This window comes from Streptomyces sp. NPDC056948 (assembly GCF_042674225.1).
GTDB lineage: Bacteria > Actinomycetota > Actinomycetes > Streptomycetales > Streptomycetaceae > Streptomyces > Streptomyces purpurascens.
Genome location: NZ_JBHUQX010000286.1, coordinates 1 through 12,238, shown reverse-complemented (window position 1 = coordinate 12,238; position 12,238 = coordinate 1). Strand labels below are relative to the sequence as shown.

Below are 12,238 nucleotides of genomic sequence, written 5' to 3'. Positions count from 1 at the left end.
GCGGAGACGTGGCGTTCGCGTACACCGACGGGGCCGACATCCCCGCCGTCGGGTCGACGAGCTGCTCCTCCGCCGGGGCCGTGGCGCCGCCGACGATCCGGATGCCCGCCGCGTCGAAGGCCCGCTTGATGCGCCAGCGCAGCTCGCGCTCCACGGTCAGGGACTTGCCGGGCATCGTCTTGGCCGAGACGCGCACGACCATGGAGTCCAGCAGGACGCTGTCCAGGCCGAGGACCTCGATCGGGCCCCACAGCAGCTCGTTCCAGGGCTCCTCGGCGCCCATCTTCTCGGCGACCTCGTCGAGCGTGGCCTTGACCTTGTCCAGGTCCTCACCGGAGTGGACCGTGACGTCGACGTTGGCGGTGGCCCAGCCCTGGGAGAGGTTGCCGATGCGCTTGACCTCGCCGTTGCGGACGTACCAGATCTCGCCGTTGTCGCCGCGCAGCTTGGTCACGCGCAGGCCCACCTCGATCACCTCGCCGGAGGCGACGCCCGCGTCGATCGAGTCGCCGACGCCGTACTGGTCCTCCAGGATCATGAAGACGCCGGACAGGAAGTCCGTGACCAGGTTGCGGGCGCCGAAACCGATCGCGACACCGGCGACACCGGCCGAGGCCAGCAGCGGGGCGAGATTGATCTGGAAGGTGCCCAGGACCATCAGCGCGGCCGTGCCGATGATCACGAACGAGGCCACCGAACGCAGCACCGAGCCGATGGCCTGCGAACGCTGGCGGCGGCGCTCCACGTTGACCAGCAGCCCGCCGAGCGCGCTGCCGTCCAGGGACGGGACGGTGCGGTTCATGCGGTCTATCAGCTTGGTGATCGCCCGTCGTACGACGACCCTCAGCACCACCGCTATCACCACGATGAGCAGGACCCGCAGGCCGATCGCGAGCCACGTCGACCAGTTCTGCTCGATCCAGCCGGCGGCGTTCGTCGCGCTCTCATGGGCGTCCTGCAGCGAGGGCACTCTCGGGCTCTGCGTTTCCGAGGGGGTCGGCGACGGCGTAGGGTCGGCGGCCATCAGAACGGCGTCCGCAGGGGACATGGACACGGCGGGTACCTCCAGGTGCAGCGGTCTGCCCCGGTGGGGTGGTTCGGGGGTCTTCGGGGGGTCAAGGTCACGACTGGGTCACCGAAGGGGCAGAACCACCACACTAACGGGGCATTGTGTGTGCTCCCTCGGAATGTGTGAAGGAGAGACCGTGCTCACCTGGGCTTGAACAGGCCATGATCTGGGGGATGAATCAGATGTGGTCGAAAACACTCCCAGCCCGTTACCGGGACATGGTGGCGCTTCCACCAGGCCTGAGGAGAGACTGACTACGAATCGTCCCGGCGCGAGCCACGCGCCGCCGGCGTCCAAGGAGGCACCCGTGCCGCATGTCCTGGTCCTCAACGCGTCGTACGAGCCGCTAGGTGTCGTACCGCTCCGCCGCGCGCTCGTCCTCGTCCTCGAGAACAAGGCCGTATGCCTCGAGGAGTCCGGCGCCTTTCTGCACAGCGCGACCGTCACAGTCCCCGCACCCAGCGTGGTCCGGCTCAAGCGATTCGTCCGGGTTCCCTATCGGGGGCCCGTTCCACTGACCCGCCGGGCCCTGTTCGCCCGTGACGGGGGCCGGTGCATGTACTGCGGTGGCGTCGCAACCAGCGTCGACCACGTCATCCCGCGCAGCCGCGGGGGCAAACACGTCTGGGACAACGTGGTGGCGTCCTGCCGCCGCTGCAACCACGTGAAGGCCGACCGACATCTCATCGAGATCGGCTGGCGGCTGCGCCACAAACCCGCCCCGCCCTCCGGCCTCGCCTGGCGCATCATCGGGACCGGCCACAGGGACCCGCGCTGGATGCCGTACTTGCAGCCGTACGGCGCGGACGACGCCATGGCCCGGATCGACGGCATTCCCGCCTGAAGACGATCCGGGCCTTCGTATTGCCGCGTACGGCGGTGAGCCGGACCCGGGGGTCCCCTGTTCCCCCGGGGCCGGCCGGTCATGGGCCGGTTCCGCCCGTGCTCAGGCGTACCGCAGCTCCCCGGGGCGCACCGTGCGGCGCAGCAGGGGCAGGGAGGTGGCCGAGGCGAGCAGGCAGGCTGCGTAGACGGCGAGGGGCACCAGGGAGGCCGCCCAGGGCACGGACCAGCCCCCGGTGGTCGTGGCGTACGCCGTGCCGATCGCCATGCCGCCGGCTCCCGCCAGCAGCACCGCCGGGGCAAGTGGCAGCGCGGTCTCCAGCAGCAGCGCCCGGCCGAGCACCGTGCGCGGCACCCCGGCGGCGGCTTGTGCGGCGAGGCCCCGGCGGCGGGTGGCCAGGGACTCGGCGGTGCCGACGGCGAGCCCGGACAGCGTGATGGCGAGGGCGACCGCGATGGCGGCGCCCGTCAGGTCGAGGCCGGTGGTGTAGTAGGACGGGTCCTCGGCGAGCCGGGTCTCGGAGTGCAGCGCCTGCGTCAGCGCATGCCGGATGCCCAGGAAGCCGGTCCCGACGACGGTCACCAGCAGCACCGCCGCGTGCGTGCGGGAAGCCGCCCAGGGGTCGTCGCGCAGTCGTTCCGCCGCGATCAGTGTCGCCGCCGACCTGGCCCGGACCGCGAGGATCCGCCCGGTGACCTCGGCCGTGGCCCCGGCGAGCCACACCGCGCCCGCGCCGACCGCGAGGACCGCGCCCGCCATCATCAGCGGCGGCCCGCCGTTCGGCCGGTTGGCGGCGGGCGTGGCGGTGGTGGTCACGGCCAGCAGCGCCAGCACCGCGACGAGCAGGATGCCGCCCAGGAACAGCAGCCCCGGCCCCCGTCCGGAGCGCGGTCCGACCCGGCGCACCCAGCCCAGCGGCGAGGCCACCACCCGGCGCAGCGCCAGCGCGCCCGCCGTCGCGCCCAGCAGCGGTACGCCGACGGCGACCAGGGCGATCCCCGCCCAGGCCGGGGCGGTCGGCCGGTCCCACAGGCGCAGCAGGAGCAGCACCGTGAAGACGGTGGCGACCGCCGAGCCCAGCAGACAGGCGAGCCCGGTCTCCAGCGCGGCGATCCGCCGCACCTGCCAGGGCGTCGCCCCGGCCAGCCGCAGCCCGGCCAGCCGCCGGTCGCGGTGCACCGCCCCGATCCGGGCGCACTGCCCGAGGAACCCGAGCACCGGCACGAGCAGGAGCAGCAGGCTGACGATCACCCCGGAGCGGGTGCCGGGCTCGTCCAGCAGGCCGGCGGCGTAGGGCACGTCGTGGTAGCCCCGCAGCGAGGCCAGGGCGACGGCGGTGACGGTGAAGCCCGTCGCGAGCGCCGCGCCCGTCGCCGTCAGGGTGACCCGCCACCACTCCCCGCGGTCGGAACCACGGGTGAGCTCCCAGGCGAGGCGCAGATCGGCACGCAGGGAGTGCAAGGGGTGCAGGGAGCGCGGGGAGTTCATGCCGTCACCCCCGTCGCCGCCACGCTGCCGTCCCGCAACTGCACTTCCCGGTCCGCGTACGCCGCCACCTGGGCGTCATGGGTGATCAGCAGGACCGCGGTCTCCGACTCGCGGGCCGTGTGCACCAGGGCCGTCATGACCTGCTCGCCCGCCAGGGAGTCCAGCGCGCCCGTCGGTTCGTCGGCGAAGACCACCTTCGGGCCGGTGACCAGGGCCCGGGCCAGTGCGGCCCGCTGTGCCTGGCCGCCGCTCAGCTCGCCCGGCCGCAGGTCCTGCTGCCCGCGCACCCCGAACCGCTCCAGCCACTCACCGGCCCGGGCCCGCGCACGGGCGCGGTCGGTGCCGGCCAGCAGCAGCGGCAGGGCGACGTTGTCCAGGGCCGTCAGCTCGGGGATGAGCTGCCCGAACTGGAACACCACGCCGAACTCGGTGCGGCGCAGCTCGCTCAGCCGCTTCTCGGGCAGGTCATCGAGGCGCCGGCCGTCGTACGTCACCGAGCCCTCGTCCGGGCGGACGATCCCGGCGAGGCAGTGCAGCAGCGTCGACTTCCCGCTGCCGCTCGCGCCGGTCACGGCGAGGATCTCGCCGGGGCGCAGCGCCACCGACGCGCCGCGCAGGGCGGGTGTCCTGCCGTGCGCCTTGGTGAGGCCACTGGCCGAGAGAAGAGGCACGGGTCTGCTCATGCTGCGTCGACCTCCGCGGTCAGGGTGGTGAGCCGGGCCGCCGTGGTGGTCATCCAGCGGAGGTCGGCGTCGAGGTGGTTGACGGCGTAGTCCGCCGAGAGCACGGTCGCCAGGTCGGCGCCCTTGGCGGCCTTGAGTGCCGTGAGCTCCCGCATCCGCTCCATGTGGGCGGCGCGCTGGGCGCTCAGGTAGCCGGCCGGGTCGCCGCCCGAGAGGATCGCGACGACGACCTTGGCGAAGATCTCGTTCGCCACGAAGGGGGCGGGCGGTGCGATCTCCCCGGCCCAGCGGGACAGCTCACGCGTCCCGTCCGCGGTCGCGCGGTACATCGTCCGCTCCGGGCCGCCGTCCGAGTCGGTGCCCTCGACCTCGGCGAGGCCGTCCCGGACGAGGCGCTGGAGGGTCGTGTAGACCTGCCCGTAGGCCAGGGGGCGGGCCTGTGGGAAGCGGTCGTCGTGGCGTCGCTTGAGGTCGTAGCCGTGGCTCGGACCCGAGGCGAGCAGGCCCAGCAGGATGTGGCGGGTGCTCATGCGGAGCATTATGTACTGAGTACATGTACTGAGTGAATAGTGATCGCCGAAAAGATGCGCGCCGCATATGCGGAACTGCTCACTCGGTGATGGCGTACGCCTCCGCCGACCACAGCGAATACCCGAACCGCGTGGCCCGCTTGTCGCCCTGCACCCGCACGAAACGCACGTCCCGCTCGTCCATGCGGACGCTCTCCCGGCCGCCCCGGCCGTCCCGTACCGTCGCCGCCGTGCGCCAGCGGCGGCCGTCCGCCGACACCTGGACGCGGTACGCCGAGGGGTGGGCGTCCTGCCAGCGCAGCACGACCTGCCCGAGGCGCGCGGGGCGCGGGAGTTCGACCTGCCACCAGGCGCCGTCGTCGACCGGGGACGACCAGCGCGTCTGCGGGTCGCCGTCGTTCGCCGCCGACGCCGGGAAGTCGGGCGTCTCGTCGCCCGAGGAACGCGCCGTGCCGGTGCGGGCCAGATCAGGGCCGCCGGTGGGCGGGACGGCGCGGACGGTGAGCGTGCGGGTCGCTCCCGCGAAGCCCAGCCGGATGTCGTACGACCGGATCGGCGTGCCGCGCTCGACGGTCACCTCGACCGGGACCTCCGCCCGCGTGCCGCGCTCCACGGTCAGCTCGCCCTTCGGCACCCGGACCCGCACGCCCTCGGGCGCCTCGACGGTGAGCCTGCCGCGGGCGTCGGCGGGCCGCAGCGAGCCCAGCCCGGCCGTCAGCCGCAGGACCCGGCCGGTCTCGGCGTCCACCTCGTCGCGCTCCAGCTCCAGGGAGGTGGCGGGGGAGTCCTTGAACCAGGGGACGAGGTGGCGCACCCGGGCCGGAGCGGGGCCGGCGACCCGCACGGCGTCCACCGGCGACTCGACCCGCACCTCGGTCGCGCCCGACCCCGACAGCCGGCCGACGGGCCGCCAGCCCTGGCCCGGGGCGTGTGCCTCGACCGCGCCCTCCGTGCCGGGGTCGGTGAGGACCGTCACGGCGGTCAGCGGGCGGGGGCGGGGGAAACGCAGGGTGCGGTCGTCCGAGGGGCCGCCGGGGTTGCGGGGCGGCTCGTGGTCGATGCCCGCCCAGGACGCGTACGCCTTCTGCGCCCGCTGCAGGAAGGGGTCCAGGACGTCCGTGCCGACCTCGGCCCGCGCCGACTCAAGCCCGGCCCGCAGGGCGCCCAGCCTCCGGTACGCCGTCCAGGCCGCCGCCTTGTCGCCGGCGCGCTGCGCGTCCAGCATGTCGAGCGCGGCCGTGCCCGCCTCGCCGTAGCCGGCGAGCTGCTCCGACCAGGGGGCGACCTCGGAGGCGAGGGCGGTGTCCGAGAGCCGCCGGGGCAGCTCGCGCAGCACGGTGAAGGCCTCGCGCAGCCGCCGCGCGGCGTCGCCGCCCGACGCAGGGTCCCGCCAGTACGCCTCGGTCAGCGGGCGCAGATACGCCGACTCCTCGTCGTCCAGCACCGACGACGCATCGTTCCCGGCGAGCGCAGCCAGGGCCTGCTCGCGGCTCCGGTCCCCGCCCGCCAGGTCGGCGATCGCGGCGCGCCAGGACTCTCCCGGGCTATAGGCACGCGGGTTCCACGCGTAGTCGGCGGCGGTGAACAGCGGGATGCGGGACGCCTCCGGCTGCTGCATCGCGTTGGCGAGCAGGGCGGCGGAGCCGGTCGCGACGGCGGGCTCACGGCCCTGGTAGGGGCCGAGGAAGATACGGCCGGGGTCGTAGTCGTTGACCGGGTAGTTGTCCATCGTGACCAGCGGGTGCCCGAGCGCTTCCCGCGCGTCGGCCAGTTCACCGCCCGTGATGGTGCGGGGCACCACCCCGACGCCCGTCCACGCCACCTCGACACCCCGGTCCAGCTCGCTCGCCAGCGCCCGCCGGTAGTCGGTCGTGCCGTCCTCGTAGTACTCGGTCGGCATCAGGGACAGACCGGCGGAGCCGGGGTGCCGTTCCGCAAGGTGCCGGGCCACCGCGTTCGCCACCCGGGACTGCGCCTTCGCCGCCGCCTGCGGGCCGGAGCCGAACCGGTCGGCGTCCGCTTCGCAGTGCCACTCGCTGTAGCTGACGTCCTGGAACTGGAGCTGGAAGGCCCGGAAGCCCAGCGCCCACATCGCGTCGAGCTTGCGCGTCAGCGCCCGCACGTCGGCGTCCGACGCGAAGCACATCGCCTGCCCCGGGGCCACCGCCCAGCCGAGCTTCACGTGGTGTTCGCGGGCTTGCTCGGCCAGCTCCCGAAAGTCGGCCCGCTGCTTCGCCGGGTACGGCTCACGCCAGCGGGCCTGCCGGTAGAGGTCGTCACCCGGGGCGTACAGATAACGGTTCTGCTTGGTGCGCCCCAGGAAGCCGATCTGCGCCATCCGCTGCCGGTGCGTCCACGCGGTGCCGTAGAAACCCTCGGTGATGCCGCGTACGGCGGTGCCGGGCCAGTCGCGTACGACGGCCGCCGCGATCGTGCCGTCGGGACGCAGTAGCTGCCGCAGCGTCTGTACGGCGTGGAACAGCCCGTCCTCGCCGGTTCCGGTGAGGGAGACGCCGCCCCGGCCGACGGCCAGCTCGTACCCCCCGGAGGGGAGGGCGTGGCGGTCGTTCCGGCGGGCGGGCTGTGTCCCCGCCCGCACGACCAGGTCCCCGGGCCCGGCGGAGTCCGTGACGCGGCGGGCCCCGGCCTGTCGCAGCAGCTCGCGCAGGGCCTCGACGGCGTAGGGGTCCGCCGACGGGTCGGTGAGCAGAGCGACCTCGTCGGTGACCGCGACCGGGGCGCCGTTCGCGCGCAGCGACTGCGGGCGGGGCCAGACGGAGAGGCCGGCTCCGGCCGTGTCGGGAGTCGGTGTCGCGCTGGTGCCGGGGGCGGGCGGAGCCGCCACCGCGGCGGGCGGGGCGCCGAGGCTTCCGGCGACGACGGCGACCGCGAGGGCTGCTGCCCGCTTCCCACGCCGCAGTCCCACAGGCCCCCTCCAGATGTGTCGACCGGGACGACGAGCCCACCACCCGCCCGGTGAAGGTGTCAACGAGAGTGGCCGTTGTGACCGATTTACCGGATTCTTGACAGAGTGGAGGGGAGTGGAATGTGAGCAGGAGCACGATGTTCGGCCTGGGACGTCTGCCATCGCGTCGACTGGGTAGGGCTGCGATAACCCATCGAAAGTTGAACCCGACAAACTCCGACTAGGAGGCCCCCGTGGCTGCGATGACTTTCCTTCCGCTCCCGGCCCCGTCCAAACCCGTGGCGGACACGTCCGCCGAGCTCGACCCCCACTACGACGATCCGCGTTACGAAGACCCCCACTACTGCGTCTTCAGCTCCGAGAGCACCTGCGCCGAGCCCCCGCTGACCAGCGAGCCGCCGCTGCCCGACGCAGGGCCCCTCACCAGCGAGCCTCCGCTCGCCGAATCCGTTCCGCTGACCAGCGAGCCCTCCGCCTTCATTCCGGACTTCCCAGGCATCTAGGGACCCAGATGACCGCACCGCGGCCGGCCGAACCGCCCTCCGAGGACCTGTCCCGCCTCGCAGACCTGCACGGCGTAGCCACCTCGTACAGCCCGTCCCCGGACCGTACGGTCGCGGCCTCGGCCACCGCGGTCACCCTGACCCTGGCCGCTCTCGGCGTGGACGCGAGCACGCCCGGCGCCGTCCGCGCCGCGCTCGCCGCCCGGGAGCGGGAACAGGGCGCACGACTGCTGCCGCCCACGGTGGTCGGCTGGGGCGCGGACCCCCCGGCCGCCCTGGCCGCCCTCCCCGAGGGCACCCGGCTGCGCATCGAGACCGAGCAGGGCGAGACACGCGCCTCGGCCGAGCAGCTCCCACCCGGCGTCCACCGGCTGACCGCCACGGCCCTCGACGGCCGCGGCGCGGACGCCCACGTGATCATCGCCCCGGCCCGCCTGCCCACACCCCCCGGACGCTCGTACGGACTGCTCGTCCAGCTCTACTCCCTCCTCTCCCGCCGCTCCTGGGGCATGGGCGACCTCGGCGACCTCGCCGAACTGGCCGGCTGGGCCGGGCGGTCGCTCGGCGCCGGGTTCGTCCAGGTCAACCCGCTGCACGCGGCCGTGCCCGGCGCCCCCACCGACCCCTCCCCGTACCGCCCCTCCTCGCGGCGCTTCCCCGACCCCGTGCACCTGCGGATCGAGGACGTCCCCGAGTGCGCCCACGTCGAGGACCCGCAGCGGCTGCGCGCGCTGCTGGAGAGATCCGGCCGGCTGCGCGAAGCGGTGCTGGAGGAGGGCGCGCTGATCGACCGGGACGCCGTGTGGGAGCTCAAGCGGGAGGCGCTCGAGCTGCTGTGCGAGGTGCCGCTCGGCCCCGGCAGACGCGCCGCCTACTGCGACTTCCTCGCCGAGCAGGGCCGGGCCCTGGAGGACCACGCCACCTGGTGCGCGCTCGCCGAGGTGCACGGCCCGGACTGGCACCGCTGGCCGACCGGCCTGCGCGACCCGCGCTCGGCCGACACCGTCCGCGCCCGCAACGGCCTCATGGACCGGGTGGACTTCTGGTCCCGGCTCGCCTGGCTCACCGACACCCAGCTCACCGCGGCGCAGCGCGCCGGCCGGGAGGCCGGGATGCCGGTCGGGATCGTGCACGACCTCGCGGTCGGCGTCCACCCGGGCGGCGCCGATGCCTGGGCACAGCAGGACTACTTCGCCGCCGGCATGTCGGTGGGCGCACCCCCGGACGCCTTCAACGCGCGCGGCCAGGACTGGGGCCTGCCGCCCTGGCGCCCCGACCGCCTCGCCGACTCGGGCTACGCCCCGTTCCGCGAGCTGCTGCGGGCCCTGTTCCGCTACGCCGGAGCACTGCGCATCGACCACGTCATGGGCCTGTTCCGGCTGTGGTGGGTGCCGCAGGGCCGCCCGCCGACGGAGGGCACCTACGTCCGCTACGACGCCGAGGCCATGCTCGCCGTGCTCGTGCTGGAGGCCTCCCGGGCCGGGGCGCCGGTGATCGGCGAGGACCTGGGCACCGTGGAACCCGGCGTCCGTGAGGCGCTGCGCGAGCGCGGGGTGCTCGGCACGTCCGTGCTGTGGTTCGAACGGGACTGGGACGGCGACGGCCGCCCCCTGCTCCCCGACCGCTGGCGCGCCGACTGCCTGGCCACCGCCACCACCCACGATCTGCCCTCCACGGCAGCCCGCCTCACCGGCGAGCACGTCGAACTCCGCGACAGCCTCGGCCTGCTCGCCCGCCCGCTCGAGGAGGAGCGCGCCGAGGCCGCCGCCGACACCGGCGAGTGGCTGTCCCTGCTCGCCCGCCTCGGTCTGCTGCAGGGCACCGGCGGCGGTACCGACACCTCCTCGGAGGAGGCCGAGATCCAGGCCGTCCACCGCTTCCTGCTGCGCACGCCGGCCCGCATGGTCGGCGTCTGGCTCCCGGACGGGGTCGGGGACCGCCGCCCGCAGAACCTCCCGGGCACCTGGGACCAGTACCCGAACTGGAGGCTGCCGATCGCGGACGCGGGGGGCCGCCCTGTGACGCTGGAGGAACTGGCGGCGTCGCCCCGACTGCATGCCCTCATCGAGGTGTTGCGCGAACCGGCCGGTCCGTCCGGCGGCTGAAGGTGCTCTTACGGCACCCCGGGCGCGCGGCCCTCACCGGCGTTGGATACTTTTGACACCGTGGACAAGAAGAACGCCCTGCGCGCCGGCGCCCTGGCAGCCGGTACGACGCTCATGATGCTGCTCATGTCGTCCCCCGCCTCCGCGCTCACCCGCGACGACGGTGACGACCCCGGCCCGGGCCTGAGCGTCATCGAGACGCTGGGCCTCTTCGTCGTGGCCCCCATCGTGCTGTACCTGGTCATCCACGGTCTGGTGATGATCGGCGACAAGAAGCACAAGCAGAAGGACACGACCAGCTCCAACATCAACACCAAGGCCCAGGCCGAGGCCGAGGCCGAGGCCAAGGCCGGCTCCAAGGCCTGATCAGGGGCGTTTCGGAGGGGGAGTCACCGCCCGGCTGTCCCCTCCGTCCCCGCCAGCAGTTCCCTCAGCAGGCCGGCCAGTTGGCCGGCCTGTTTCTCGTCGAGGCCGGACAGGGCCTCCGTCTGTACGGTCAGCCCCGCGACGGCCGCCTCGTCGATGAGGCGCAGTCCCTCCTCGGTGAGCGTCACCTGAAGGCCCCGCCGGTCGTGCGGATCGGGAGAGCGGCGCAGGAACCCGGCCCGCTCCAGCTTGTCCAGACGGCCGGTCATCCCGCCCGTGGTGAGCATCAGCGTCTCCGACAGCCGGCGCGGTGAGAGCGTGAAGGGCTCGCCGGAGCGGCGCAGGGTCGCCAGGACGTCGAACTCGCCGCGTGAGATCCCGAACCGGCCGTAGGTGTCCTCCAGGCGGTCCGTCATAGCCCGTGCGAGCCGGTAGACCCGGCCGAAGACCTCCATCGCCCTGGTGTCGAGCTCGGGCCGGACCGTCCTCCACTGGTCGATGATCGCGTCGACAGGGTCCCTGCGCTGCTCGGGGCGTTCGTTCATGGCACGAGTATCGGCCGCCTCTCGGTCACCCGCAAGAAAGTAGCTTGACGGAAAGTTGCTTAGGGCTAAGCTACTTTCTACCGACCTACTTCGAAGGGTGCCACCCATGGCCTCCTCCCGTCCCGCTCTCATCGCCCTCACCGCCCTCGCCCCCGTCTCCTGGGGCACGACCTACGCGGTCACCACCGAGTTCCTCCCGGCAGACCGTCCCCTGTTCACCGGACTGATGCGCGCCCTGCCCGCAGGTCTGCTGCTGCTCGCCCTCGCCCGGGTGCTGCCGCGCGGTGCCTGGTGGTGGAAGGCGGCGGTGCTCGGCGCGCTGAACATCGGCGCCTTCTTCCCGCTGCTGTTCCTCTCGGCGTACCGGCTGCCCGGCGGTATGGCGGCGGTCGTCGGCTCGGCCGGGCCGCTGTTCGTGGCAGGCCTCGCGGCGCTGCTGCTCGGGCAGCGGCCGACGGTGCGCACGCTGCTGACCGGGGCCGTGGCCGCGTTCGGCGTCAGCCTCGTCGTCCTGCGGGCGGCCGGGGCGCTGGACGCGCTGGGCCTGCTGGCGGCGCTCGCCGCCACCGTCTCGATGTCCGCCGGAACCGTCCTCACCCAGCGGTGGGGGCGACCCGCCGGTGTCGGCCCGCTCGCCCTCACCGGCTGGCAGCTCACCGCGGGAGGCCTGCTCATCGCGCCGCTCGCCTTCCTGGTCGAGGGCGCGCCGCCGGCGCTGGACGGCCGCGCGGCCGGCGGCTACCTCTACCTCGCCGTCGCGAACACGGCGGTCGCGTACTGGCTGTGGTTCCGCGGCATCGGCCGCCTCACCGCCACCCAGGTCACCTTCCTCGGCCCGCTCTCCCCACTGACCGCGGCCGTCGTCGGTTGGGCGGCGCTCGGGCAGGCGCTGACGCCGGTGCAACTGGTGGGCATGGGGCTGGCGTTCGGGGCGACGGTCGCGGGCCAGATCGGGGCCCGGAGCAAGGCGGCCCCGCGAACGTTCGGTTTCTCTGAAGAGAAACGTCGAAAAGATTCGATGGACGTGACGGACGGGGCGCTGCGACGGTAGCCCCCGCCTTCCGCGGTGCGGAGATGACGGACGAGACGGCGCCACGCGTGGTGGCGGTCAACCGGGGCGCCGAGCAGGCCGGCGGCCAGGGACGAAGGTCACGCTCGTCAAGGTCGGACGAGGACGAG

The 12,238-nt window shown here is 73.7% G+C and carries 11 protein-coding genes; 5 read left to right on the top strand and 6 right to left on the bottom strand.

Features of this window, described 5'->3' with window-relative positions:
* Positions 1–1,048: mechanosensitive ion channel family protein (locus ACFTZL_RS30350; protein WP_382588940.1), on the bottom strand; the 1,048-nt coding region annotated here is incomplete at its 3' end.
* A gap of 328 nt (positions 1,049–1,376) precedes the next feature.
* On the opposite strand from ACFTZL_RS30350, the gene ACFTZL_RS30345 reads away from it, so the two are divergent.
* Positions 1,377–1,913 carry an HNH endonuclease gene (locus ACFTZL_RS30345; RefSeq protein WP_382588939.1) on the top strand — a complete coding sequence of 179 codons (537 nt, stop codon included), beginning with the start codon at positions 1,377–1,379 and terminating at the stop codon, positions 1,911–1,913.
* A 102-nt stretch (positions 1,914–2,015) separates the two neighbouring features.
* Here ACFTZL_RS30345 and ACFTZL_RS30340 read toward each other — a convergent pair whose 3' ends face one another.
* The 4 genes from ACFTZL_RS30340 to ACFTZL_RS30325 all read right to left on the bottom strand — a co-directional run bounded on the left by ACFTZL_RS30340 (position 2,016) and on the right by ACFTZL_RS30325 (position 7,540).
* Positions 2,016–3,401 carry an FtsX-like permease family protein gene (locus tag ACFTZL_RS30340; RefSeq protein ID WP_382588937.1) on the bottom strand — a complete coding sequence of 462 codons (1,386 nt, stop codon included), beginning with the start codon at positions 3,399–3,401 and terminating at the stop codon, positions 2,016–2,018.
* Positions 3,398–4,084 carry an ABC transporter ATP-binding protein gene (locus ACFTZL_RS30335; protein ID WP_382588935.1) on the bottom strand — a complete coding sequence of 229 codons (687 nt, stop codon included), beginning with the start codon at positions 4,082–4,084 and terminating at the stop codon, positions 3,398–3,400. Before ACFTZL_RS30335 ends, ACFTZL_RS30340 begins: the two co-directional genes overlap by 4 nt.
* The gene (locus ACFTZL_RS30330) at positions 4,081–4,614 is read right to left on the bottom strand and encodes a PadR family transcriptional regulator (RefSeq protein ID WP_382588933.1); all 534 of its coding nucleotides are present in this window, start codon (positions 4,612–4,614) and stop codon (positions 4,081–4,083) included. The genes ACFTZL_RS30335 and ACFTZL_RS30330 overlap by 4 nt, the downstream gene beginning before the upstream one ends.
* Positions 4,615–4,693: 79 nt before the next feature.
* Positions 4,694–7,540, bottom strand: coding sequence for a beta-N-acetylglucosaminidase domain-containing protein (locus ACFTZL_RS30325; RefSeq protein ID WP_382588931.1), 2,847 nt, complete (start codon positions 7,538–7,540; stop codon positions 4,694–4,696).
* Positions 7,541–7,773: 233 nt separating this feature from the next.
* Between ACFTZL_RS30325 and ACFTZL_RS30320 the strand changes: the two genes are divergently transcribed.
* Genes ACFTZL_RS30320 through ACFTZL_RS30310 form a run of 3 tightly spaced genes read left to right on the top strand, consistent with a single transcriptional unit; the run spans position 7,774 to position 10,514 of the window.
* Complete coding sequence (locus tag ACFTZL_RS30320) at positions 7,774–8,043, top strand: hypothetical protein (protein WP_382588929.1); 270 nt, start codon at positions 7,774–7,776, stop codon at positions 8,041–8,043.
* Positions 8,044–8,051: 8 nt separating this feature from the next.
* Complete coding sequence (gene malQ, locus ACFTZL_RS30315) at positions 8,052–10,148, top strand: 4-alpha-glucanotransferase (RefSeq protein WP_382588927.1); 2,097 nt, start codon at positions 8,052–8,054, stop codon at positions 10,146–10,148.
* Positions 10,149–10,208: 60 nt separating this feature from the next.
* Positions 10,209–10,514, top strand: a complete 306-nt coding sequence (locus tag ACFTZL_RS30310; protein WP_382588925.1) for a hypothetical protein — start codon at positions 10,209–10,211, stop codon at positions 10,512–10,514.
* Between the two features lie 23 nt (positions 10,515–10,537).
* On the opposite strand, the gene ACFTZL_RS30305 is transcribed toward ACFTZL_RS30310, so the two are convergent.
* Positions 10,538–11,059 carry a MarR family winged helix-turn-helix transcriptional regulator gene (locus tag ACFTZL_RS30305; protein ID WP_382588923.1) on the bottom strand — a complete coding sequence of 174 codons (522 nt, stop codon included), beginning with the start codon at positions 11,057–11,059 and terminating at the stop codon, positions 10,538–10,540.
* A 106-nt stretch (positions 11,060–11,165) separates the two neighbouring features.
* On the opposite strand from ACFTZL_RS30305, the gene ACFTZL_RS30300 reads away from it, so the two are divergent.
* Positions 11,166–12,110, top strand: a complete 945-nt coding sequence (locus ACFTZL_RS30300; protein WP_382588922.1) for an EamA family transporter — start codon at positions 11,166–11,168, stop codon at positions 12,108–12,110.
* The last annotated feature ends 128 nt before the right edge of the window (positions 12,111–12,238 follow it).

Coding starts and splice junctions, on each gene's coding strand:
- ACFTZL_RS30340 (WP_382588937.1), bottom strand. CDS start 3,401: ATGAACTCCCCGCGCTCCCTGCACCCCTTGCACTCCCTGCGTGCCGAT.
- ACFTZL_RS30335 (WP_382588935.1), bottom strand. CDS start 4,084: ATGAGCAGACCCGTGCCTCTTCTCTCGGCCAGTGGCCTCACCAAGGCG.
- ACFTZL_RS30330 (WP_382588933.1), bottom strand. CDS start 4,614: ATGAGCACCCGCCACATCCTGCTGGGCCTGCTCGCCTCGGGTCCGAGC.
- malQ (WP_382588927.1), top strand. CDS start 8,052: ATGACCGCACCGCGGCCGGCCGAACCGCCCTCCGAGGACCTGTCCCGC.
- ACFTZL_RS30305 (WP_382588923.1), bottom strand. CDS start 11,059: ATGAACGAACGCCCCGAGCAGCGCAGGGACCCTGTCGACGCGATCATC.
- ACFTZL_RS30300 (WP_382588922.1), top strand. CDS start 11,166: ATGGCCTCCTCCCGTCCCGCTCTCATCGCCCTCACCGCCCTCGCCCCC.